The 21,480-nt window shown below is 70.9% G+C and carries 21 protein-coding genes and 1 pseudogene; 11 read left to right on the top strand and 11 right to left on the bottom strand.

The window, feature by feature from the left end; all coding sequences use genetic code 11:
* Position 1 precedes the first annotated feature (1 nt).
* From dnaJ to KF737_RS05405, 4 genes and pseudogenes are all read right to left on the bottom strand, one after another.
* A complete protein-coding gene (dnaJ, locus tag KF737_RS05420) occupies positions 2-1,156 on the bottom strand; it encodes a molecular chaperone DnaJ (RefSeq protein WP_296451157.1) in 1,155 nt (384 codons plus the stop codon).
* Positions 1,157-1,345: 189 nt separating this feature from the next.
* A pseudogene (dnaK, locus tag KF737_RS05415) lies at positions 1,346-3,289 on the bottom strand (molecular chaperone DnaK); the annotation flags it as partial.
* Between the two features lie 187 nt (positions 3,290-3,476).
* Positions 3,477-3,953, bottom strand: a complete 477-nt coding sequence (locus KF737_RS05410; protein WP_296451155.1) for a hypothetical protein — start codon at positions 3,951-3,953, stop codon at positions 3,477-3,479.
* 44 nt (positions 3,954-3,997) lie between these two features.
* Positions 3,998-4,864: a PEPxxWA-CTERM sorting domain-containing protein gene (locus KF737_RS05405; RefSeq protein WP_296451152.1), complete on the bottom strand. Its 867-nt coding sequence runs from the start codon at positions 4,862-4,864 to the stop codon at positions 3,998-4,000.
* Between the two features lie 200 nt (positions 4,865-5,064).
* On the opposite strand from KF737_RS05405, the gene KF737_RS05400 reads away from it, so the two are divergent.
* Genes KF737_RS05400 through KF737_RS05390 form a run of 3 tightly spaced genes read left to right on the top strand, consistent with a single transcriptional unit; the run spans position 5,065 to position 8,379 of the window.
* Complete coding sequence (locus tag KF737_RS05400; RefSeq protein ID WP_296451150.1) at positions 5,065-5,661, top strand: response regulator; 597 nt, start codon at positions 5,065-5,067, stop codon at positions 5,659-5,661.
* The gene (locus tag KF737_RS05395) at positions 5,658-7,448 is read left to right on the top strand and encodes an ATP-binding protein (RefSeq protein WP_296451148.1); all 1,791 of its coding nucleotides are present in this window, start codon (positions 5,658-5,660) and stop codon (positions 7,446-7,448) included. The genes KF737_RS05400 and KF737_RS05395 overlap by 4 nt, the downstream gene beginning before the upstream one ends.
* Positions 7,449-7,506: 58 nt before the next feature.
* Positions 7,507-8,379 carry a dienelactone hydrolase family protein gene (locus KF737_RS05390; RefSeq protein WP_296451145.1) on the top strand — a complete coding sequence of 291 codons (873 nt, stop codon included), beginning with the start codon at positions 7,507-7,509 and terminating at the stop codon, positions 8,377-8,379.
* Positions 8,380-8,386: 7 nt separating this feature from the next.
* Here the strand turns inward: KF737_RS05390 and KF737_RS05385 are convergent, their stop codons facing one another.
* Complete coding sequence (locus tag KF737_RS05385) at positions 8,387-8,791, bottom strand: hypothetical protein (RefSeq protein ID WP_296451142.1); 405 nt, start codon at positions 8,789-8,791, stop codon at positions 8,387-8,389.
* Positions 8,792-8,929: 138 nt separating this feature from the next.
* Between KF737_RS05385 and KF737_RS05380 the strand changes: the two genes are divergently transcribed.
* A complete protein-coding gene (locus tag KF737_RS05380; RefSeq protein ID WP_296451139.1) occupies positions 8,930-11,296 on the top strand; it encodes a DNA translocase FtsK in 2,367 nt (788 codons plus the stop codon).
* Between the two features lie 53 nt (positions 11,297-11,349).
* Here the strand turns inward: KF737_RS05380 and KF737_RS05375 are convergent, their stop codons facing one another.
* On the bottom strand, positions 11,350-11,610 hold the full coding sequence (locus tag KF737_RS05375) for a UvrB/UvrC motif-containing protein (RefSeq protein WP_296451136.1): 261 nt from the start codon (positions 11,608-11,610) through the stop codon (positions 11,350-11,352).
* A gap of 51 nt (positions 11,611-11,661) precedes the next feature.
* Here KF737_RS05375 and KF737_RS05370 point away from each other — a divergent pair, with 51 nt between their 5' ends.
* The 3 genes from KF737_RS05370 (at position 11,662) to KF737_RS05360 (ending at position 14,194) form a co-directional block, all read left to right on the top strand.
* Positions 11,662-12,369: a ribonuclease T gene (locus KF737_RS05370; RefSeq protein WP_296451133.1), complete on the top strand. Its 708-nt coding sequence runs from the start codon at positions 11,662-11,664 to the stop codon at positions 12,367-12,369.
* 94 nt (positions 12,370-12,463) lie between these two features.
* Entirely contained in the window at positions 12,464-13,099 is a 636-nt protein-coding gene (locus KF737_RS05365; RefSeq protein ID WP_296451130.1) for an outer-membrane lipoprotein carrier protein LolA, read from the top strand.
* A gap of 288 nt (positions 13,100-13,387) precedes the next feature.
* Positions 13,388-14,194: an exodeoxyribonuclease III gene (locus tag KF737_RS05360; protein ID WP_296451127.1), complete on the top strand. Its 807-nt coding sequence runs from the start codon at positions 13,388-13,390 to the stop codon at positions 14,192-14,194.
* 34 nt (positions 14,195-14,228) lie between these two features.
* Here KF737_RS05360 and KF737_RS05355 read toward each other — a convergent pair whose 3' ends face one another.
* From KF737_RS05355 to KF737_RS05345, 3 genes are read right to left on the bottom strand one after another with little or no spacing between them, the layout of a single operon-like run.
* A complete protein-coding gene (locus KF737_RS05355) occupies positions 14,229-14,642 on the bottom strand; it encodes a type II toxin-antitoxin system VapC family toxin (RefSeq protein ID WP_296451125.1) in 414 nt (137 codons plus the stop codon).
* A complete protein-coding gene (locus tag KF737_RS05350) occupies positions 14,639-15,055 on the bottom strand; it encodes a hypothetical protein (RefSeq protein ID WP_296451122.1) in 417 nt (138 codons plus the stop codon). The genes KF737_RS05355 and KF737_RS05350 overlap by 4 nt, the downstream gene beginning before the upstream one ends.
* A gap of 49 nt (positions 15,056-15,104) precedes the next feature.
* Positions 15,105-15,788 carry a response regulator transcription factor gene (locus tag KF737_RS05345; protein ID WP_296451119.1) on the bottom strand — a complete coding sequence of 228 codons (684 nt, stop codon included), beginning with the start codon at positions 15,786-15,788 and terminating at the stop codon, positions 15,105-15,107.
* Positions 15,789-15,841: 53 nt separating this feature from the next.
* On the opposite strand from KF737_RS05345, the gene KF737_RS05340 reads away from it, so the two are divergent.
* Positions 15,842-16,345 (top strand): L,D-transpeptidase family protein, encoded by a 504-nt coding sequence (locus KF737_RS05340; protein WP_296451116.1) that lies wholly within the window; start codon positions 15,842-15,844, stop codon positions 16,343-16,345.
* 62 nt (positions 16,346-16,407) lie between these two features.
* Here the strand turns inward: KF737_RS05340 and KF737_RS05335 are convergent, their stop codons facing one another.
* The gene (locus KF737_RS05335; RefSeq protein WP_296451114.1) at positions 16,408-17,067 is read right to left on the bottom strand and encodes a YggS family pyridoxal phosphate-dependent enzyme; all 660 of its coding nucleotides are present in this window, start codon (positions 17,065-17,067) and stop codon (positions 16,408-16,410) included.
* Here KF737_RS05335 and KF737_RS05330 point away from each other — a divergent pair.
* Positions 17,066-17,662: a thiamine phosphate synthase gene (locus KF737_RS05330; protein ID WP_367273211.1), complete on the top strand. Its 597-nt coding sequence runs from the start codon at positions 17,066-17,068 to the stop codon at positions 17,660-17,662. The genes KF737_RS05335 and KF737_RS05330 overlap by 2 nt on opposite strands.
* Here the strand turns inward: KF737_RS05330 and KF737_RS05325 are convergent.
* Positions 17,659-18,042 (bottom strand): NtrZ family periplasmic regulatory protein, encoded by a 384-nt coding sequence (locus KF737_RS05325; RefSeq protein WP_296451112.1) that lies wholly within the window; start codon positions 18,040-18,042, stop codon positions 17,659-17,661. The two genes, KF737_RS05330 and KF737_RS05325, sit on opposite strands and share 4 nt — an antisense overlap.
* 294 nt (positions 18,043-18,336) lie before the next feature.
* On the opposite strand from KF737_RS05325, the gene KF737_RS05320 reads away from it, so the two are divergent.
* The gene (locus KF737_RS05320; RefSeq protein WP_296451111.1) at positions 18,337-18,789 is read left to right on the top strand and encodes a DUF3576 domain-containing protein; all 453 of its coding nucleotides are present in this window, start codon (positions 18,337-18,339) and stop codon (positions 18,787-18,789) included.
* Between the two features lie 88 nt (positions 18,790-18,877).
* Positions 18,878-21,457 (top strand): leucine--tRNA ligase, encoded by a 2,580-nt coding sequence (leuS, locus tag KF737_RS05315; RefSeq protein WP_296451107.1) that lies wholly within the window; start codon positions 18,878-18,880, stop codon positions 21,455-21,457.
* Positions 21,458-21,480 lie beyond the last annotated feature (23 nt).

The raw sequence follows: 21,480 nt of genomic DNA, 5'->3' as shown, positions 1-21,480 counted from the left end.
ATCAGGCCTGGCCCGTCACGCTGTCCCAGAACTTCCTGGCCTTGCCGGTGAAGCCGGCCGCCTTGGGGTGCTGCTGCTCGCTGCAGAGCTCGGAGAGCTCGCGCATCAGCTCCTTCTGGCGGGCGGTGAGCCGGGTGGGGGTCTCGACGAAGAGTTCGACCACCAGGTCGCCACGCTGCGGCCCGCGCAGGGACGGCATGCCGCGGCCCTTCACGCGCACGGTCCTGCCGGTCTGGGCGCCCTCGGGGACCTTGACCTCGATCTTGCACTGGCCGTCGCAGGTCGCGCCGCCCATCAGGCAGGGGGCCTCGATCTCGCCGCCCAGCGCCGCGACGCACATCGGCACCGGCACGGTGCAGAGCAGGTCCAGGCCGTCGCGCTCGAACAGTTCGTGCGGCTTCACCGAGATGAAGATGTAGAGGTCGCCGCGCGGGCCGCCACGCTGGCCCGCGTCGCCCTCGCCGGCGAGGCGGATGCGCGCGCCGTCGTCCACGCCGGCCGGGATGCGGACCGCCAGCGTGCGGGTCTTGCGGATCTGGCCGGCCCCGCGGCACTCGACGCAGGGGTCCATGACCATGCGGCCCGAGCCGCCGCAGCGCGGGCAGGCGCGCTCGATGGAGAAGAAGCCCTGGCTGGCGCGGACGCGGCCGGCGCCATGGCAGGTGGTGCATTGCGTGGGGCTGGTCCCCGGCTTGGCGCCCGAGCCCTCGCAGGGCTCGCAGGTCATGGTGACCGGGACGGCGATCTCGACCTCGGCGCCGGCGTAGGCCTGCTCGAGGCTGATCTCCAGGTCGTAGCGCAGGTCGTTCCCGCGGGCGGGGCCGCCCCGCTGGCGCTGGCCGCGCCCGCCGAACATGTCGCCGAAGACGTCGCCGAACACCTCGTTGAAGATGTCGCCCACGTCGTGGAACTGGCCGTTCCCGAAGCCGCCCTGGCCGTTCACCCCGGCGTGGCCGAAGCGGTCGTAGGCCGCGCGCTTCTGCGGATCGGAGAGGACCGAGTAGGCCTCGTTGATCTCCTTGAAGCGGCCGGCGGCTTCCTCGCAGCCGGCGTTGCGGTCGGGGTGGTGCTGCATCGCCTGCTTGCGGAAGGCGGACTTCAGCGCGCTGTCATCGCAGCCGCGCTCCACGCCGAGGATCTCGTAATAGTCCCGCATGAGTCGTCAGGCGCTCGGAAACCGATGTGAATCGAGGTGGGTGGGCCCCCGCCCGGCCGCAAGGCTTATCAGCGCCGGGCGGGCGGGGGAACCTGTTGCATCCGCAACCGTGAAGGCGGCGGCGGCGTCCCCGATGGCGGCCTGACGCCGAAGCCCGGCCCGGGCCGCCATGGGGCGCGTTGTCACGGCTTAAGCCTTCTTGCCGTCGTCGCCCCCGGGGGAGCCGTCGACTTCCTCGAACTCCGCGTCGACCACGTCGTCCGAGGAATCCGGCCCGGCCGAGGTCGCCTCGGCGTCGCCGCCGGCCTCCCCCTGCTGGGCCTTGTACATGGCCTCGCCGAGCTTCATCGAGGCCTGGATCAGCGTCTGGGTCTTGGCCGAGATGGTCTCGGCGTCGCCCGACTCCAGCGAGCCCTTCAGGTCGTCCAGCGCCGCCTGGATCGCGCTGCGCTCGGCCTCGGAGACCTTGTCGCCGTGCTCGGCGAGGGCCTTCTCGGACGAGTGGACGATCGCATCGGCCTGGTTCTTGGCCTCCACGGTCGCCTTGCGCTTCTCGTCGTCGGCCTTGTTGGACTCGGCTTCCTTGACCATGGCGTCGATGTCCGCGTCCGAGAGGCCGCCGTTGGCCTGGATGCGGATCGCCTGTTCCTTGTTGGTCGCCTTGTCCCGGGCCGTGACGTTGACGATGCCGTTGGCGTCGATGTCGAAGGTCACCTCGACCTGCGGCACGCCGCGCGGCGCCGGCGGGATGCCGACCAGGTCGAACTGGCCCAGCAGCTTGTTGTCCTCGGCCATCGGGCGTTCGCCCTGGAAGACCCGGATCGTCACGGCCGACTGGTTGTCCACGGCGGTCGAGAACGGCTGGCTCTTCTTGGTCGGGATCGTGGTGTTGCGCTCGATCATCGGCGTGAACACGCCGCCCAGGGTCTCGATGCCGAGGGTCAGGGGGGTCACGTCCAGCAGCAGCACGTCCTTGACGTCGCCGGCCAGCACGCCCGCCTGCACGGCGGCGCCCAGGGCCACGACCTCGTCGGGGTTCACGCCCTTGTGCGGCTCGCGCCCGAAGAACTCCTTCACCGTCTCGACGACCTTGGGCATGCGGGTCATGCCGCCGACCAGGATCACCTCGTCGATGTCCGACTTCTTGAGGCCCGCGTCCTTCAGCGCCTGTTCGCAGGGGCCGATCGTCTTGACGATCAGGTCCTCGACCAGGGCTTCCAGCTTCGCGCGGGAGAGCTTGATGTTCAGGTGCAGCGGGCCCGAGGCGTTCATGCTGATGAAGGGCAGGTTCACCTCGTACTGGGTGACCGAGCTCAGTTCCTTCTTCGCCTTCTCGGCCTCTTCCTTGAGGCGCTGGAGGGCCAGCTTGTCCTTGCGCAGGTCGACCCCCTGCTCCTTCTTGAACTCGTCGGCCAGGTAATCGACGAGGCGCAGGTCGAAGTCCTCGCCGCCCAGGAAGGTGTCGCCGTTGGTGGACTTCACCTCGAAGACGCCGTCGCCGATCTCCAGGATCGAGACGTCGAAGGTGCCGCCGCCGAGGTCGTAGACGGCGATCTTCTTGCCGTCGTTCTTCTCGAGGCCGTAGGCGAGCGCCGCCGCGGTCGGCTCGTTGATGATGCGCAGGACTTCGAGGCCCGCGATCTTGCCGGCGTCCTTGGTGGCCTGGCGCTGGGCGTCGTTGAAGTAGGCCGGAACGGTAATGACCGCCTTGTCGACCTTCTCGCCGAGGTGCTGCTCGGCGGCTTCCTTCATCTTCTGCAGGATGAACGCCGACACCTGCTGGGGCGAATAGTCGGTCCCGTGGGCCTTCACCCAGGCGTCGCCGTTCGGGCCCTTCACGATGTCGTACGGCACCATGCCCTTGTCCTTGGCGACCACGGGGTCGTCGAACTGGCGGCCGATCAGGCGCTTGATCGCGAAGAGGGTGTTGGAGGGGTTGGTGACCGCCTGGCGCTTGGCCGGCTGGCCCACGAGGCGCTCGCCGTCGTCCATCACGCCCACCACCGAGGGCGTGGTCCGCGCGCCTTCGGCGTTCTCGATCACCTTCGGCGCCTTGCCGTCCATGATGGCCACGCACGAGTTGGTCGTGCCGAGGTCGATGCCGATAATCTTGCTCATGGTTGAGTCTTGCTCGCTCCTTTTTGGCGGACTGCGCGGTGGGGCCTTCTAATGAAGCGCCCGCGGAAATGCGATGTCCCCGGTTCGATTAAGTTCCCGGCCGGCCCCCGCTCTGCCTGAGCGGAACCCGGCGTCGAGAGCGGATATGGGAAAATTCGGAGGGCCTGCAAGGGCAAAGGCCCCATTCGTGACAGGGACTTTGTCACGCCGAGCGCCGCCACGCCGGGGCGGCCTCGGCGTAGAGGGCCGCCGGGTGCGGCGTCGCGCCGCCCCTGGAGGCCACGAAGGCGTGCTCCACCACCATGGCCTGCTGCTCGATGTTGAGCGCCGCGAAGGCGGGGCCGCGCTCCAGGTCGTAGGCGTAGGACGCCGCGCCGTCGCCCGCGCGCAGCTTGGCGGCCAGCAGCCGCACGCCTTTCTGCGCCTGCCAGACGTGGGTCAGCTCGTGGACGAAGACGGCCTGCCGGGCCAGCGGCTCCGCGGCGAAGTCGAGCGGCGCGGTCCGGGCGGGCCAGACGATCAGCGCCGGGCCGGCCACGAAGGCGCGGTTCCAGACCGGCGTGGCCAGGATCCGCACCCGCCCGGCGTCGAGGCCCGCGCCGAAGACCTCGGCCGCGAGCCCGCGCTCACCGGCCGTGAGGCGGCGCAGGCCGAGGGGACGCATGCGATCGGCGACCATGCGGCCCAGAGAACCGCAGGCCGCCCCATCGTTCCATCCCTAAATCAGGCGGCGATCCGCCGGCGGCGGCGCAGCGTCGCGCCCGAGAGGCCGAAGCCCGTGATCATCAGGGCCCAGGACGCCGGTTCCGGCACGCCGCCCGTCCCCGCGCCGGGGAACAGGTCGGCATAGGCCGGCGGCGCGTTGTGGCCACCCGTGGCGTTGGCGAAACCCGAACTCAGGATGAAGGTCACCTCGGAGTGGTCCGGGAAGTAGAGTTCCGGATCGAGGTAGGCCAGCGCCTCGCTGCCGATCCTCGGCCCGGCGTCGGCCGCCGCCGAGGCGTAGAGGAGCACCTGGCCGCTGAAGTCGAGGTTGTCCACCGAGGTGATCGCGATGGCGACGTCGAAGTCCTGCCAGCCGCAGTCGCCGAGGCCGAAGTTGCAGTTGAACCGCGTCTCCGTGCCCGCGCCCAGGAAACCGTAGATGTAGCCGAGCGTCGTGCCGCCTGCGTCGGAGACGAAGTAGCCGCTGCCGCGGGCCCGCACCGTCGGCGCGCCGAACCCGCTCGCCTGGAAGGCGGTCACCTGCTGGCTGAGCAACTGGGCGAACGGCGAGTCGTCGAGGTGGAAGGTGTAGCTGTAGATCACCTGCGCGCCGGCGCTGGCGGAATCGCTCGCCCCGTCGCCGATCACCGCATGGGCGAGGACGAACGGCGAGGGCGAGCCGGCCGAGTCGGCCACGGCCTTGACGGCGCCCGCCGATGTCGCGACGGGCCCAGGAGCGCCGCTCGTCTCGAGGTGCGACCCTTCATTGCCGAACACATAGGCGGAACCCCCGCCGACCGCAGGATCCGGCGTGGCGGCGGACGCGGCGGCGCCGAACGCGAGCGTGGCGGCCGCGCCGCACGCCAGGACATATCTCATAAGCATGGAACCCGACCCCTACTCGCGCCGCCTCCCGTGACGGCGTCTGAACTCCCGGCCGGAAGCCTAGGGCGATGCTCAAGGGCCGGTTAACCTGCCTATTGCGGCGCCGGACCTGCCTATAGAGGCATGCGGCGCCGGCTTGCCCGATCCGTGTTCGGCGGGCGATGCTCGGCATCGGCTGTTGGGTGGGGCGTAGGGCGTCGATGTCCGCGAGTCTGTTGCTGGTCGACGACCATCCGCTGTTCCGCGAGGGCTTCGCCGCCATGGTGGGCAAGGCCCGACCCGACTGGTCGCTGGCCATGGCCGACAGCGCCGCGGGCGGCTGCGCGGCCCTGGCTGCGGGCGCCTTCGATCTCGTGATCGTCGATATCCAGCTTCCCGACCGCGACGGCTTCGCGGCGCTCGCCGAGATGGCGGCCCTGCGGCCCGACGTGGCGCGGGTGATGATCTCGGGCCGCGAGGACATGGCCGCCCGCCAGCGTGCGCGGCACGCCGGCGCCGCGGGCTTCATCGACAAGGCGGCCGAGCCCGCCCGGATCGTCGAGATGCTGCAAGCGGTGCTCGACGGCGGCCACGCCTTCGACACGCCGGCCAGGGGGACCGCCCCCTCGCTCTCGCCCCGCCAGGCCCAGGTGCTGGAGCTGCTGGCCCAGGGCTGCGCCAACAAGGAGATGCGCTACCGCATGGGCATCGCCGAGCGGACCATCCGCGCCCACCTGACGGAGGTGTTCGGCCTGCTGGGCGTGACCAACCGCGTGCAGGCGATCGTCCGGGCCCGCGAGCTGGGGCTGATCGGTTGAGCGACCCCCGCGCACATGAGGTGCGCGCCGAGGCGATCCGAACCCTCTACGTGCAGATCGGCAACGCCTTCGCCGCGGCCATGGTGGTCACGATCTACATGGTCGTCACGGCCTGGCTCTACAATCCGCCGGCCGTGGTGCTGGGCTGGGCGGCGGTGCAGACCTCGACCCAGCTCCTGCGGCTGGTGCTGGTGGCCGCCTATCGCCGCCGGCCGCGCGCCGACGCCGAGCTGCCCCGCTGGGCGAACCTGGTCACGGCCTACATGGCGCTCGCGGGCGCCGTCTGGGGCTCGACCGCCTTCCTGTTCATCCACCTGGACGAGCCGATCACGCTCGCGCTGACGCTGTGCGGCCTCTACGGCATCTCGGGCGGCAGCGTGCCGGGCAACGCCTACAACCCGCCCGGCCTCTACGCCTTCGTGGGCCTGATCTTCCTGAGCGTCTTCGCCCGCCTGGCCGCCGCGCCGACGCCTGGCCACCTGGCGCTGGGCGTGGCGTCCCTGGGCTTCGCGGCCATCCTGTTCGGCTTCTGCCGGGTGCAGGCGCGCACGGTGATGGAAGGCTTCCGCATCCGCTTCGAGAACCTGGACCTGCTGGCCCAGCTCCAGGCGCGGACCGAGGAGTCCGACGCCGCCCGGCGCAAGGCCGAGCAGGCCAGCCTCGCCAAGTCGCAGTTCCTGGCGGCCGCCAGCCACGACCTGCGCCAGCCGCTCTACGCGCTCAGCCTGTTCTCCTCGTCGCTGGAGGGCCTGAGGCTCAGCCGCGAGGGCCGCGCCGTCGTGGGCCGCATCCAGGCCAACATCGACGCGCTGGAGGGCCTGTTCTCGGGCCTGCTGGACATCTCGCGGCTGGAGGCCGGGGTCATCACGCCCAGCCGCGAGCCGGTCTCGGTCGCCGCGCTGTTCGGACGGCTGGAGCCGGTGTTCCAGCCGATGGCGGCGGAGAAGGGCCTGGCGCTGAGCTTCGCGGCCGACGACCTGTGGGTCGACAGCGATCCCGTGCTGCTGGAACAGATCCTGGCCAACCTCGTGGGCAACGCGCTGCGCTACACCGCCGCGGGCGCCGTCGCCGTCTCGGCCACTGCGGACGTCGACGGGACGGTGCGGTTCGCGGTGGCCGACACCGGCATCGGCGTCGCGCCCGACGATCTCAGCCGGATCTTCGACGACTTCGTCCAGCTCGGGAATCCGGAGCGCGACCGCAAGAAGGGCATGGGCCTCGGCCTCACCATCTGCCGCCGCGCCTCGGCCCTGCTGGACACCGGGATCGAGGTGGCCTCCGAGCCGGGGCGCGGCTCGACCTTCGCCTTCGCCCAGCCCCAGGGGGCCGCGCCCGAGGCCGTGGCGACGGCGCCTGCGCCCGCCGGCGATCCGCTCGCCGGGCTCAGCCTGCTCTTCGTGGACGACGACGCCGACGTGCGCGAGGCCCTGGTCGGGCTGGTGCGGCAGTGGGGCGTCGAGGTCGACGTCGCCGCCGACGGCGCGGCGGCCCTGGCGCTCATCGCCACGGGCCGCCGCTACCGCGCCTTCCTCTGCGACTACCGGCTGACCGGCGCGCTGGACGGCCTGTCGCTGATCGCGGACGTGGCGCGGCGCCACCCCGAGCCGCCACCCGCCGCCTGGCTGGTGACCGGCGACCTCGATCCCGAACTCATGACCCGCGCCCAGGCCTCGGGCGTGGCCCTGCTGCACAAGCCGCTGAAGGCCGCCCAACTGCGCGCGCTGCTGTCGCACGCCGCCAGCCGGCGGTCGGGGAAGGCCGTGGCGCACGCGGGAAGCTGGACTTGAACCCGACGGCCATCGCAGGATCGCGGCCTCTCGCATCCCCGCGCCCGGAGGTCCGCCCATGGTCACCCTCACCCGCCCCGACGGGACCCGCCCCGAAGACCTGCACCTCTCGCGCCGCGGCCTGACTCTGGCGCTGACCGGCGGCTATGCCGTGGCGGCCTGGTCGGCCGAGGCCCAGCCGATCACGACCCCGCCCGACGGCCTGGTGCAGAGCGAGGTGATGCTGAAGGCGGCCGACCGCGAGATCCCCGGCTTCCTGGCGCGGCCGGCGAAGGGCGGCCGCTTCCCGGTGGTGATCCTGATCTCCGAGATATTCGGCCTGCACGAGTACATCCGCGACACCTGCCGCCGCCTCGCCAGGGAAGGCTACTGCGTGCTGGCGCCCGACTTCTTCGTCCGGGCCGGCGATCCCTCGAAGCTGACCGACTTCCAGGCGATCCTGAAGATCGTGGGCGAAGCCAGCGACAGGCAGGTGACCGGCGACATCCGGGCCGGCATCGCCTTCCTGAAGGCCCAGCCCTACGCCGACGTGACGCGCATGGCGATCACCGGCTTCTGCTGGGGCGGCAACATCGTCTGGGAGGCCAGCGAGCGCCTCGCCGACTTCAAGTGCGGCGTGGCCTGGTACGGCCGGCTCACCGGCGACCACACCGTGGGCGACGCCGAGGGCAAGCACGCCATCGACATGGCGGCCGACCTGCACAACCCCGTCCTCGGCCTCTACGCCGGGAAGGACAGCGGCATCCCGCTGGCCGACGTCGAGAAGATGAAGGCGGCGCTGAAGGCCGCCGGCAAGACCGGCAGCGACATCGTCGTCTACCCCGGCGTCCAGCACGGCTTCCACGCCGACTACCGGCCTTCCTACGACAGGGACGCCGCCACCGACGGCTGGTCCAGGATGCTGGCCTTCTTCAGGAAGAACGGGGTCTAGCGGCGCCTTAGAACGGCGGTTCCTCCGCCTTCGGCGGCGGGGGCGGCGCGGGTTGCGCGGCCTCCGCGGGGGGCGGGACGGGCGTGAGGACCGGGGCCGACTCCGGACCGGCGGGAGCGCCCTTCTCGGCCTCGGCCTTGGCGAGCGCGGCGGCCTCCGCCCTGGCCTTCTTCTCGGCGTCGAGGGCGGCCTGTTCCTCCGGCGTCAGCTCGTCGGGCGTCGCGGCGCCCTGGATGCGCTCGTCGATCAGCGGCTGGGCCTCCGTGGCCTGCAGCACCTCGGCGCTCTTGCCCGCCGGCCCGTCGCCGGGCAGCCGGCTGCGCGACGGCGCCGTGAACACCCCGAGCGCGAACGCGCCGAGGCACGCGGCGACGATGGCGGTGGCGACCACCTGCAGGACAGGACGCGGCATGGACCAGTTCATGGGGCCGAACCTAGTGCGGTCCACGGCCGCACGAAAGCCCGATCGCGGGGCGGAAAATCACGGTAAACGCCCGATTAACGGTCCCCGTCGCAGAAAGGGGGGATTCGTCTTGGAGCGTGGGGACGCATGGCGCGGGCGGCGCGGAAAACCGGGTGGGAGCTGGCGCTCCACATCGCGAAGCTCACCTGGAGCCATCCGGCGACGGCGCGCCTGCGCGGGGGCGTCGCCGCGGCCTTCGGGGTGGCGCTGGCCACCGCGTTCGCGACCTACAACGCCGCCGATCCCAGCCTGAACGCCGCCGGCGCGGCGGCGCCCACGAACGCGCTGGGCGGCGCCGGCGCGGTGCTGGCCGACATCGGCGTGCAGTCGCTGGGCGCCGGCGCGGGCCTGCTGGCGCTGCTGATCGTCACCGTGAGCCTCAACCGGGTCGTCGATCCCGAGCCCGACGCCTCGCGCGGCCGCCTCCGCCTGCGCGCGGTCGCCGGGACCGCCGGCGTGCTGCTGCTCGCGGGCGCGCTGGCCTGGGCGCCCACCCCGGCCGCCTGGCCGCTGGCCAAGGGCCTGGGCGGCTTCTGGGGCGACGCCCTGTTCGGCGGGTTCTCGGGCCTCGTCGCCTATGCCCGCATACCGCAGGCGGCGCTGGCCGCGGGGCTGGCGCTCACCCTGGCCGGCGCCGTGGCCTATGGCTACGCGTTGGGCCTCTCGCGCGTCGACCTGCGCGGCGCGGCCGCCTGGCTCAGCCACGCGCTCACCCCGAAGCCGAAGCTGAAGGCCGCCAGGCCTGAGCCTGCCGTCGCCGCCAAGGTCGCCCGCCGCAACCGTTCCGAGCCGGCTCCGGCCGTACCGGACGCCGCGGACGAGGCGCCCTTCGACGACGCGCCCGCCGTCGCCGCCGAGGGCCCCACGCCGACCGTGAAGGCGCCCAAGGCCGCGCCGAAGGAGAGCGCCCGCGAGATCAAGGAGGCGCAGAGCACCTTCGCCTTCGCCCAGGAGGGCGGCTTCAAGCTGCCCGAGCTGTCGATGCTGACCAAGGCGCCCCAGCGCGCCGCCCAGTACGACGAGGGCTCGCTGCGCCAGAACGCCCAACTGCTGGAGAACGTGCTGGCCGAATTCGGCGTCCGCGGCCAGGTGGACCAGATCCGCCCCGGCCCCGTCGTCACCCTCTACGAACTGGTCCCGGCCGCCGGCGTGAAGTCGGCCCGCGTCGTGGCGCTGGCCGACGACATCGCGCGCTCGATGAGCGTGGCGTCGGCGCGGGTCTCGGTGGTGCCGGGCCGCAACGCCATCGGCATCGAGCTGCCCAACCAGCGGCGCGAGACCGTCTACCTGCGCGAGATGCTGGGCTCGGGCGAATACGAGCGCGGCGGCCAGACCCTGCCCGTCGTCCTGGGCGAAACCATCGGCGGCGAGCCCTACATCGCCGACCTGGCCAAGATGCCCCACCTGCTGATCGCCGGCACCACCGGCTCGGGCAAGTCGGTGGGCGTCAACGCCATGATCCTGTCGATCCTCTACCGCCTGCCGCCCGAGCAGTGCCGGCTGATCATGATCGACCCGAAGATGCTGGAGCTTTCGGTCTACGACGGCATCCCGCACCTGCTGGCGCCCGTCGTCACCGACCCGAAGAAGGCCATCGTCGCGCTGAAGTGGACCGTGCGCGAGATGGAGGACCGCTATCGCCGCATGTCCAAGATCGGCGTGCGCAACGTGGCCTCCTACAACGAGCGCGCCCGCGAGGCGCTGGCCAAGGGCGAACACTTCGAGCGGACGGTGCAGACCGGCTTCGACGAGGCCGGCCGCGCCACCTACGAGAGCGAGAAGATCCGGCCCGAGCCGATGCCCTACCTCGTCGTCATCATCGACGAGGTGGCCGACCTGATGATGGTGGCCGGCAAGGACATCGAAGGCGCCGTCCAGCGCCTCGCCCAGATGGCGCGGGCCGCCGGCATCCACCTGATCATGGCCACCCAGCGCCCGTCGGTGGACGTGATCACCGGCACCATCAAGGCCAACTTCCCGACCCGGATCAGCTTCCAGGTGACCAGCAAGATCGACAGCCGCACGATCCTGGGCGAGCAGGGCGCCGAGCAGCTCCTGGGCCAGGGCGACATGCTCTACATGGCCGGCGGCGGCCGCATCACCCGCCTGCACGGCCCGTTCGTCTCGGACGGCGAGGTCGAGGCGGTGGCCAGGTTCCTGCGCGACCAGGGCCAGCCGGCCTACCTCGAGGAGGTCACCGCCGGCGGCGACGAGGACGACGGCGGCGACGAGGGCGGCTTCGGCGGCGGCGACGGGGACGGCAACGACCTCTACGACCGCGCGGTCGCCGTGGTCACCCGCGACGGCAAGGCCTCGACCAGCTACATCCAGCGCCGCCTGCAGATCGGCTACAACCGCGCCGCCTCGCTGATGGAGCGCATGGAGCAGGAAGGCGTCGTCGGCCCCGCCAACCACGCCGGCAAGCGCGAGATCCTGGTCTCGGCGGCGCCCTGACGCCCCGGAAAACGAACGTCATCCCCGGGGACGTTCGCTGTTTGGAGGGAAGACTATCCCTTCGACCGCCGCCCGCCCGGCTTGTGGCCGCTGGTCATCGGGTCGGGGCGCTTCGGCAGACTGCGGGTCTTGTCGGCGCCGACATACCGCTCCTGGCTGGAGCCCAGGCCCATCTTGCCCGGCTCCTGCTCGCGCAGGCCGGATCGGCCCGAGCGGATGCGGGCGATGGCGTCGCGGAGCAGGGCGGCGGTTTCGAAATCGCCCGCTTCGGCGGCGTCGCGCATCCGGCGTTCAAGGTCGTCGATCATCGCCATGCCGCGAGCCTATCCGATTGCCAGCTTCGGCGCGCGGGTCTCAATGGCGCGATGCGCTTCCTGCTCCCGCTGTTCGCCGCCCTCGCCTGCGCCGCACCGGCCATCGCCGCGACGTCCTGCCGCCTGCCGCCCGGCCTGAAGCCGGCGCCGGTGGAGGCTGTCGATCCGGGCGACGTTGTGAGCGGGGTCGCCACGGCCTACTATCTGCTGGCCATCTCCTGGACGCCGGACTGGCGGCGGATCAACGGCCGGACCGGATCCACGACGCCGGCGCTGGACCCCGAGGGCCGGCCGCAGGGCTTCGCGCTGCACGGCCTCTGGCCGAACGGCAAGGCCCCGCCCTATCCGCGCTACTGCCGGCCCGTCGGCCCGATCGACCCCGCCACGGTGCGGGCCATGTACTGCCGCACGCCGTCGGCCGCGCTCATGCAGCACGAGTGGCAGGCGCACGGCGCATGCGGCTGGACCGATCCGCAGGCCTATTTCCGCGACGCCGCGCGCCTCTACGATCGCGTGATCCTCCCGCGGATCGAGGACGTCCCCCGCCTCACCGCCGGGAGCCTGCGAAAGGCGTTCGTCGCGAAGAACCGCGGGTTGCCGCCCGGGGCGATCTTCGTGGCCCTCGACCGGGAAGGACGGCTGACCGAAGTGCGCCTCTGCTACGACCTGAAATATAGGCCCGCCGCCTGCCCCGGGGGCGTGGGTGCGGCCGACGCTCGCCCCGTCCGCCTCACGCCCAGCCGTTCCGGCCGCTTCTAGGAACGGGCGGCGAAGCCTGGGCGTTGCCCTTCGCCCTGCCCGCGCCCTATTGCGGCCCAGGCGGCGTGCGACACGGCCACTCATGGAGCAGAGCATGACCTTCACCCGACGGAGCCTGGCGCTGGCGCTGGCCGCCACGTCCTTCGCCGGCGGCGCCACGGCGCAGACCGCCCTTTCGGCGGCCGACCAGGCGCTGGTGGACCGCGCGATCGCCTACCTGGAGGGCCTGAACGAGGCCAGGGGCCGCTTCATCCAGACCGACGCCCGCGGACGCGCCACCACCGGCCAGCTCTTCATGAAGCGGCCGGGCAAGGCGCGCTTCGCCTACGATGCGCCTTCGGGCCTGCTGGTCGTCTCGGACGGCGGCGTGGTCAGCGTGCAGGACAAGCGCCTGAAGACCTTCGACGCCTATCCGCTGGGCGCGACGCCGCTGTCGCTGTTCCTGGCCAAGAGCATCCGCCTCGACAAGGGCGTGCGGGTGACCCGCGTCCAGCGCCTGCAGAACGGCTTCTCGGTCACCGCGCGCGACGGGAAGAAGGAGACGGCGGGCGAGATCACCCTGTCGTTCACGGACGCGCCGCTGGCCTTGGCCGGCTGGACGGTGACGGACGCGCAGGGCCGCCCCACCCGGGTGCAGCTCCAGGGGCTCGAACGCGCCTCGGGCCTCGACAAGTCATTGTTCGTGCTGAAGGATCCGCGGCCCAAGAACCCTGGGCGGGGCAAGGTCTGATATCGCGAAACTGTTGCGATAGTGACACATGCAAGCTCTGCCGTTAAAGGCCTTTGACTTTTTGTTCGAGTGTGATGATATTATCACTACGTCGTCGGCGCGCCGGTCGTGTCGACGAAGTCCGTGCCGGAACCTATCCCCTCCCGGCGGCGGCATGAGAGACGACTTACACGGCCCGGGCGCAAGCCCGGGCCTTTCTTTCTCAGGTTGTCCGGATTTCCTGTGGAGCGCCTGTGGGCCGCCTCACACCGTGCGCGCATCGCGTCCGCGCCCCGCTATAGGTCCCGAATGCGTCTGCGAATCTGCACCTGGAACGTCAACTCCGTCCGCCTGCGCCACGAGCACGCCGCCCGCTTCATGAAGGAGCAGGCGCCGGACGTCCTGTGCCTGCAGGAGATCAAGTGCCGCGAGGGTGAGTTCCCGGTCGACGCCTTCAGGGAGATGGGCCTCCCGCACCTGAAGATCGCGGGCCAGAAGGGCTGGCACGGCGTGGCGATCGCCTCGGCCCTGCCGCTGGAGGACTGCGCGCCGCTGGACGCCTGCCGCGAGGGCCACGCCCGCTGCGTCGGCGCGAAGGTGGCCGGCGTCGAGATCCACAACTTCTACATCCCCGCCGGCGGCGACATCCCCGACCGCGCCCTGAACCCGAAGTTCGACCACAAGCTGAACTTCTACGAGACCCTGACCGCCGAGCTCGGCAAGCGCGATCCGAAGGCGCCGTTGGCCATCGTCGGCGACCTGAACGTGGCGCCGGGCGAGTTCGACGTCTGGAACCACAGGTACATGTCGAAGATCGTCAGCCACACGCCGATCGAGATCGAGGCGTTCCGGGCGATGGAAGCCTCGCTGGGCCTGATCGACCTGACCCGCAGCATGCGGCCCGAGCCCGAGAAGCTGGCCTCGTGGTGGAGTTACCGCGCCAAGGACTTCCGGATGTCCAACCGCGGCCTGCGCCTCGACCACATCCTCGTCAGCCCCGGCCTGAAGGACGCCGCCTGGCGCCTCGGCGCGCCGGCCAGCCGCATCCACGACGACGTCCGCGGCTGGGAACGCCCCAGCGACCATGCGCCGGTGAGCGCAGACCTGGTGCTGTGATCCGCCACGCCTGACCGGTTCCGGCCGGCGGGCTTCAGCAGGCGATGGCCTGCGCGTGGCCTTCGGCGGCGAAGCCGAGGATCAGCCGGTCGCGGGTCATGATCCGGTAGCCGAATGTCCGGGCCGTCGCCACGACGATGCGATCGGCCGGATCGCGGAGCCTCGAATCGGGCAGGAAGGAACTCGCGACGAAGATCCGCGGCGTCAGGTCCGCCAGGGCGAATCCGCGGTCGACCAGCCCGTGGAACCAGTCGGCGGGGTCCTGTCCGGCGCGGAACCGCCCGCGCGCCGCCAGAAGACCGACCTCCCACGCCGAAATCGGCGAGACCAGCACGCCTCTCGGATGGCCGGCCATCTCCCCCAGGGCGCGCTCGGCCTCCGGACTGATCGGGTCGCCGTTGGTGATCCAGATCATCGCACAGGTATCGAGCAGGATCGGCCATCTCATTCGTGTTCGGCGTTCCAGACCTCGCCCGCAGGCTGCGTCAGGTCATAGCCGGGTTCGATCCACACCGTCCCGCGCATCTCCTCGCGCAGCTTTTCCAGCCAGCCCGCCGGCGGCGCGGCGGACGCGGCGGCGCGGAAGTCCGCGCCCTGCTCCTCCACGCCAAAGCGCTGTGGCTTGGCCCGGCGGAAGACCAGCCGTTCCCCCGCGATATCCACCTGCTCCGTCGTGAAGCCCGCCGCCAGCCATGCCTTGGTCATGGGGTTGTTCGAGGGGTTGTTGCTCCACCATGCGGGATAGCGTTTCGAGGCCGGCAGGGGCGCGCCGAGCACATCCTCGATCTCGCGGAACGTGAGAGGGATCAGATCGCCGACTTGCGCCGCCAGAAAGGCGCCGAGGGGTTCATAGCGACCCATGGCGTGCTCCTACAATCTGCAATTCATGTATTGCAGCTTTATAAAGCTTTCAAGGCGCCAGCTTGTAGCCGCCCTGCTCGGTGAGGAGGAGGCGGGCGTTGGCGGGGTCGGGCTCGATCTTCTGGCGCAGGCGGTAGACGTGCGTCTCGAGCGTGTGGGTGGTGACGCCGGCGTTGTAGCCCCAGACCTCGGCCAGAAGCTCCTCGCGCGACACGGCCTTCTCGCCGGCGCGGTAGAGGTACTTCAGGATGTTGGTCTCCTTCTCGGTCAGCCGGACCTTCTTGCCCTTCTGGTCGACGAGGACCTTGGCGGCTGGGCGGAACTCGTAGTCGCCCAGCCGGAAGACCGCGCCCTCCGAGTGCTCGTAGTCGCGCAGCAGCACCCGGATGCGGGCCAGCAGCACGGCGAACCGGTAGGGCTTGGTGACGTAGTCGTTGGCGCCCGAGTCCAGGCCGCGGATCGTGTCGTCGTCAGTGTCGGCCGCCGTCAGCATGATCACCGGCGTCTGCACCCCGTCCTCACGCATGCGCTTGCAGGCCTCGCGGCCGTCCATGTCGGGCAGATCGACGTCGAGCAGGATCAGGTCCGGCTTCTCCTCGCGGGCCATCCGGATTCCGTCGCCGGCCGTCGCGGCCTCCACGGTCTGGAAGTTCTCGGCCTCGAGCTGTTCGGCGATCGCCCCGCGAAGGTCCTGGTCGTCGTCGACGATGAGGAGGGTCTTGCGTTGAGCCATGGCGGCAGCAAACACCATCTGGCAGGTTCGCGGCAAAGGGTTTCGAGGTTCCAGTGATCTTCCTGGCGACGTCTGACGGCTGGCTGGACATCGGCGACCGGCGCGTGCGCGCGGCGCTGGGCCCGGCCGGCGTGATCTCCGCGGGGGCCAAGCGCGAGGGCGACCTGGCCTCACCGGCTGGCGTCTGGCCGATCCGCGAGGTGATCTACCGCCCCGACCGCGGCCCGCCGCCGGCCACCGAGATCCGCGTGCGCGCCATGGCCGAGGACGACGGCTGGTGCGACGACCCGTCCGATCCTGCGTACAACCGCCCCGTCAAGCTGCCCTATCGCGCCAGCGCCGAGCGGATGTGGCGCGACGACCACCTCTACGACCTCGTGGTCGTGCTGGGGCACAACGACGATCCGGTCGTCCCGGGCCTGGGCTCGGCGACCTTCCTGCACCTGGCCAAGCCGGACTACGCCCCCACGCACGGTTGCGTCGCCGTCGCGCGCGACGACCTGGAGGAACTGCTCGACAAGGCGCGGCCGGGCGACGCGGTCGGGATCCGCCCGTGACCCAGCCGCTGTCCGCCAGAGCCTGGAGCACACGGGCCTGACCGGAGTTAGGGCTGGATATTCTAGCGGCTCCGCGCGCCGAAGACCGCGGAGCCGACGCGCACGCTGGTGGCGCCGAAGCGGACGGCGGTCTCGAAGTCGCCGCTCATGCCCATGGAGAGCTTCGCCACGCCGTTGCGCGCGGCGATCCTGGCCAGCAGGGCGAAGTGCGGCCCCGGCGGCTCGGCCTCGGGCGGGATGCACATGAGGCCCTCGACGGTCAGGCCATAGGTGTCGCGGCAGGCGACGATGAAGGCGTCGGCCTCCGGCGGGATCACGCCGGCCTTCTGGTCCTCCTCGCCGGTGTTCACCTGGACGTAGAGGCGCGGACTGCGGCCCTGCTTCTGGATCTCGTCGGCCAGGACGCGGGCCAGTTTCTCGCGGTCGACGCTCTCGATGGCGTCGAAGAAGGCGACCGCCTCCCTGGCCTTGTTGGTCTGCAGGGGCCCGATCAGGCGCAGCTCCAGCCCCGCGCGACGCTCGGCCCAACGGCCCATCGCCTCCTGCACCCGGTTCTCGCCGAACACCCGCTGGCCGGCGTCCAGCACCGGCTGGATCGCCTCCCAGGGCTGTTGCTTGGAGACGGCGACCAGGGTCACGGCCGCCGGATCGCGGCCGGCGGCTTGCGCGGCGCGGGCGATCCGGGCCACGACATCGGCATAGGCAGCGGGAGCGACGGACATTTCCGAGTTCTGGACCCTGGAGCGGACGGCCCGGCTCTTACCGGCGCGACGCCGCCTGCGGAAGGCTCTGCCGCCGCTGCTGTGCTTCACCGACCCCGCGCGCACCCCCGATCCCGAGGCCGTCGCGGCCCGTCTGCCGCGTGGCGCGGCCATTGTCTACCGCCACTTCGGCGCGCCGGACGCCGAGGCGCGGGCGCGGCGGCTCGCGGCGATCACCCGGGCGCGGGGCCTGAAGCTGCTGATCGGCCAGGACGCAGGCCTGGCCCGCCGGATCGGCGCGGACGGCGTCCACCTCCCCGAGCGGCTCGCCCATCGCGCGGCGGGCCTGAAGCGCGCAAACCCCCGCTGGATCGTCACCAGCGCCGCCCATTCGCTCGCCGCCGCCCGGGCCAGCCGCGCCGACGCCGTGGTGCTTTCCGTCGCGTTCCCCTCGCGCAGCCCCTCCGCCGGGCCCGCGCTCGGCCCGATCCGGCTCGCCGCCCGCGTCCGCGCCGCCGGGCGGCCGGCCTACGCACTCGGGGGCGTGAATACGAAAAGGGCCCGCCGTCTCCTGGACGCGGGCCTCGTCGGACTGGCGGCGGTGGAGGCCCTTTAGAACTTCAGCGTCGATTCTAGCCGCAGCTTCGGCGCATCGGCCGGGCGGGCCTGGTTGGCGCGCGGGGTCAACTGCTGATCGCCCAGGGCCACCGAGCCGCCGACGCGGATCGACGGCGTGATCCGGAAGTAGGCTCCGGCCTGAACGTCGTTCGGCGTCGCCTCGCGATTGTCGGGCTGCTGCATGCGCAAGGTGAAGCCCAGGCGGCCCTTCGACGCGTCGTAGGTGTAGGAGCGGCCGCCGTTCGGAGCCGCCGTCGTGGGCTCGGACTGGACGGTGAAGTCGACGGGCTTGCCCTTGTCCGCCGCGTATGCCGCGCCGCCGACCGTGCTCATCAGCACGGCCGCAACGAGTGCAGCGCTCAGGCGGAGGGTCGTCATCGTCTGCTTATATAGCCCCAACGGTCACCAATGCGAGTGTGCCTAGCGCACAGCTTCGCGATTGCGGTCCGATTAAAGGCAGCGACGAATTCCGGTCAATGCGACTCAACCCGCGCGGGACACATCTGCGGCGATATCGCGGGCGTGTGTGGCCCGGCCGCCACGCGATTCCTGTTTGGCGACCTTCAACGCATTGTTATAGAGGCGTCCGGCGCGGGGCGGCGCCGTGGCGCGTATCTGCGTCGCGGAAAACTATTGGAGACGGATGGAATGCCGTTTGTGCGCGGTAACCGTATGCGTGGCCTGATGATGGTGGCCGCGGCGCTGGGCGTCGTGAGCCTGTCCGCGTGCGGCGGCATCCCCAACCCCCTGGGCGGCGGCAAGGGCGCCAAGACCCGCGTCGCCGGCGACAACGCCGCGGCGATCGGCGTCAACGGCTATCTGTGGCGCGCGACGCTGGACACGCTGTCGTTCATGCCGCTGCAGTCGGCGGACCCGTACGGCGGCGTCATCGTCACCGACTGGTACACCAACCCGGAAAAGCCGGACGAGCGCTTCAAATGCACCGTCTACATCCTGGACTCGCGCCTGCGCGCCGACGGCCTGAACGTGGCCGTCTTCAAGCAGACGCGCAGCGCAGGCGGCGACTGGGTGGACGCTCCGAGCGCCGGCCAGACCGAGACCGACATCGAGAACTCGATCCTGACCCGCGCGCGCCAGCTTCGACTTTCGAACATCCGGGGCTGATCCCAGCTCCGGACGTCGAAACGTCGACGCGCCTGATCTATCCCAAGGCCGTTGACCGGAAGTCCAACCCCCGTCAAAGGCCCCGATCATGGCCCGCTACAATCCGAAAGAGACCGAACCCAGGTGGCGCAAGGCCTGGGCCGACGCCGAGGCCTTCAAGGCCGTGCGCGACCCGGGCAGGCCGAAGTACTACGTGCTGGAGATGTTCCCGTACCCGTCGGGACGCCTGCACATGGGCCATGTACGCAACTATTCGATGGGCGATGTCATCGCCCGCTTCAAGCGCGCCCGCGGCTTCTCGGTGCTGCACCCCATGGGCTGGGACGCCTTCGGCCTGCCCGCCGAGAACGCCGCCATCGAGCGCGGCGTCGATCCGAAGGCCTGGACCTACGACAACATCGACCGGATGCGCGCCGAGCTGAAGGAGCTGGGCCTGTCGATCGACTGGTCGCGCGAGTTCGCGACCTGTGACGTGGCCTACTACGGCAAGCAGCAGGCGTGGTTCCTGGACCTGCTGGAGCGCGGCCTGGTCTATCGCAAGGAGAGCGTCGTCAACTGGGACCCGGTCGACCAGACGGTGCTGGCCAACGAGCAGGTGGTCGACGGCCGCGGCTGGCGCTCGGGCGCCGTGGTCGAGAAGCGCAAGCTGAACCAGTGGGCGATGCGCATCACCGGCTACGCCGACCAGTTGACCGACGACCTGGCGACCCTGGACCGCTGGCCCGACAAGGTCCGCGTGATGCAGGAGAACTGGATCGGCCGCTCCAAGGGCCTGCGGTTCAGGTTCCATTTCGCGGGCGAAGGCCCGGCCGAGGGCCTGGAGGTCTACACCACCCGGCCCGACACCCTGTTCGGCGCCAGCTTCGTCGGCATCGCGGCCGACCACCCGCTGGCCGAGGCCGTGGCCGCGCGCGACCCCAGGGCCGCGGCCTTCATCGAAGCCTGCCGCAAGGGCGCGGCCACCGAGGCCGAGATCGAGACCGCCGAGAAGCAGGGCTATGACACCGGCCTGAAGGTGAAGCACCCGTTCGATCCGTCGTGGGATCTGCCCGTCTGGATCGCGAACTTCATCCTGATGGACTACGGCACGGGCGCGATCTTCGCCTGCCCGGCGCACGACCAGCGCGACTTGGACTTCGTCCACAAGTACGGCCTGCCCGTGAGGCCGGTGGTGCTGCCGCCCGGCGAGGACCCTGCGACGTTCGCGGTGGGCGACGAGGCCTGGACAGGCCCCGGCGTGATCTACAATTCGCGGTTCCTGGACGGCCTGGACATCGAGGCGGCCAAGGCCGAGGCCATCCGCCGGATCGAGGCCCAGGGCGACGGCGAGGGCGCGACCGTGTTCCGCCTGCGCGACTGGGGCGTCTCGCGCCAGCGCGCCTGGGGGTGCCCGATCCCGGTGGTCCACTGCGGGAAGGACGGCGTCGTTCCGCTGCCGAAATCGGCGCTGCCGGTCGCGCACCCGGCGGACATCGAGTTCGGCAAGTCGGGCAACGCCCTGGAGCGCCACCCGACCTGGAAGCACACCACCTGCCCCGTCTGCGGCGGGCCGGCGACGCGCGAGACCGACACGCTGGACACCTTCGTGGACAGCTCCTGGTACTTCGCCCGCTTCGCCAACCCGTGGGCGGACGAGCCGATCGGCAAGGAAGACGCCGACTACTGGCTGCCCGTCGACCAGTACATCGGCGGCATCGAGCACGCGGTGCTGCACCTGCTGTACGCCCGCTTCGTCACCAAGGCCCTGGCCGACGACGGCCAGCTCTCCGTACGCGAGCCGTTCGCGGGCCTGTTCACCCAAGGGATGGTCACCCACGAGACCTATCGCCGGCAGAACGGCGAATGGGTCGAGCCCAAGGACGTCGAACTCGAGGTCGAAGGAAAGACCCGCCGCGCCCGGCTGGAAGGCACGGGTGAGCCCCTGATCATCGGCGACGTCGAGAAGATGTCGAAGTCCAGGCGCAACACGGTGGCGCCCGAGGAGATCTTCGACGTCTACGGCGTGGACGCCGCGCGCCTGTTCGTCCTGTCGGACAGCCCGGCCGAGCGCGACGTGCAGTGGACCACCGGCGGCGTGCAGGGCGCCTGGCGGTTCGTGAACCGCGTCTGGGACGAGTTCGAGACCTCTCAACCCCCGATTCCGGGGACAGAGAAGACGGTGACTGGCGACCTGGCCGGAAACCTCAGGCGTCAGCACCACAAGCTGGTGAAGGCGGTGACGGAAGCTATCGAAGGCTTCCGGTTCAATTCCGCTATCGCGTACCTGTACAGCTTCCTGACCGTCTTGAAGACCCACCGGCCTGAAGGCCGCGTCGGCGAGCTGGCCTTTGCCTATCAGGATGCGCTGCGCGACTTCGCCCGCCTGATCGCGCCCTTCACGCCGCACCTGGCCGAGGAGTGCTGGGCCCGGATCGGCGGCGAGGGCATGGTGGTGGCCGCGCCCTGGCCCGTCTTCGATCCGGCGCTGACCGAGGACGCGGTGAAGGTCCTGCCCGTGCAGGTGAACGGCAAGCGCCGCGGCGAGATCACCGCGCCCGCGGGGGCCGAGCAGGCCGCCGTGGAGGCGATCCTGCGCGCCGATCCCGAGATCGGCGCCAAGCTGGAAGGCCTGACCATCCGCAAGATCATTGTGGTCAAGGACCGGATCGTGAATATCGTGGCCGCATGAGCCGGAGCCTCGCCAGACCCCTT

This window comes from Phenylobacterium sp., assembly GCF_019636135.1.
Taxonomy (GTDB): Bacteria; Pseudomonadota; Alphaproteobacteria; order Caulobacterales; family Caulobacteraceae; genus Phenylobacterium.
The sequence above is the reverse complement of the archived record's forward strand: the minus strand, read 5'-3'. Positions and strand labels throughout refer to the sequence as shown.

Excerpts from the sequence above, each read along its gene's own strand:
- dnaJ (WP_296451157.1), bottom strand. The coding sequence starts at position 1,156 with ATGCGGGACTATTACGAGATCCTCGGCGTGGAGCGCGGCTGCGATGAC.
- KF737_RS05410 (WP_296451155.1), bottom strand. The coding sequence starts at position 3,953 with ATGGTCGCCGATCGCATGCGTCCCCTCGGCCTGCGCCGCCTCACGGCC.
- KF737_RS05405 (WP_296451152.1), bottom strand. The coding sequence starts at position 4,864 with ATGCTTATGAGATATGTCCTGGCGTGCGGCGCGGCCGCCACGCTCGCG.
- KF737_RS05400 (WP_296451150.1), top strand. The coding sequence starts at position 5,065 with ATGTCCGCGAGTCTGTTGCTGGTCGACGACCATCCGCTGTTCCGCGAG.
- KF737_RS05390 (WP_296451145.1), top strand. The coding sequence starts at position 7,507 with ATGGTCACCCTCACCCGCCCCGACGGGACCCGCCCCGAAGACCTGCAC.
- KF737_RS05385 (WP_296451142.1), bottom strand. The coding sequence starts at position 8,791 with ATGCCGCGTCCTGTCCTGCAGGTGGTCGCCACCGCCATCGTCGCCGCG.
- KF737_RS05380 (WP_296451139.1), top strand. The coding sequence starts at position 8,930 with ATGGCGCGGGCGGCGCGGAAAACCGGGTGGGAGCTGGCGCTCCACATC.
- KF737_RS05375 (WP_296451136.1), bottom strand. The coding sequence starts at position 11,610 with ATGGCGATGATCGACGACCTTGAACGCCGGATGCGCGACGCCGCCGAA.
- KF737_RS05370 (WP_296451133.1), top strand. The coding sequence starts at position 11,662 with ATGCGCTTCCTGCTCCCGCTGTTCGCCGCCCTCGCCTGCGCCGCACCG.
- KF737_RS05365 (WP_296451130.1), top strand. The coding sequence starts at position 12,464 with ATGACCTTCACCCGACGGAGCCTGGCGCTGGCGCTGGCCGCCACGTCC.
- KF737_RS05360 (WP_296451127.1), top strand. The coding sequence starts at position 13,388 with ATGCGTCTGCGAATCTGCACCTGGAACGTCAACTCCGTCCGCCTGCGC.
- KF737_RS05355 (WP_296451125.1), bottom strand. The coding sequence starts at position 14,642 with ATGAGATGGCCGATCCTGCTCGATACCTGTGCGATGATCTGGATCACC.
- KF737_RS05350 (WP_296451122.1), bottom strand. The coding sequence starts at position 15,055 with ATGGGTCGCTATGAACCCCTCGGCGCCTTTCTGGCGGCGCAAGTCGGC.
- KF737_RS05345 (WP_296451119.1), bottom strand. The coding sequence starts at position 15,788 with ATGGCTCAACGCAAGACCCTCCTCATCGTCGACGACGACCAGGACCTT.
- KF737_RS05335 (WP_296451114.1), bottom strand. The coding sequence starts at position 17,067 with ATGTCCGTCGCTCCCGCTGCCTATGCCGATGTCGTGGCCCGGATCGCC.
- KF737_RS05325 (WP_296451112.1), bottom strand. The coding sequence starts at position 18,042 with ATGACGACCCTCCGCCTGAGCGCTGCACTCGTTGCGGCCGTGCTGATG.
- KF737_RS05320 (WP_296451111.1), top strand. The coding sequence starts at position 18,337 with ATGCGTGGCCTGATGATGGTGGCCGCGGCGCTGGGCGTCGTGAGCCTG.
- leuS (WP_296451107.1), top strand. The coding sequence starts at position 18,878 with ATGGCCCGCTACAATCCGAAAGAGACCGAACCCAGGTGGCGCAAGGCC.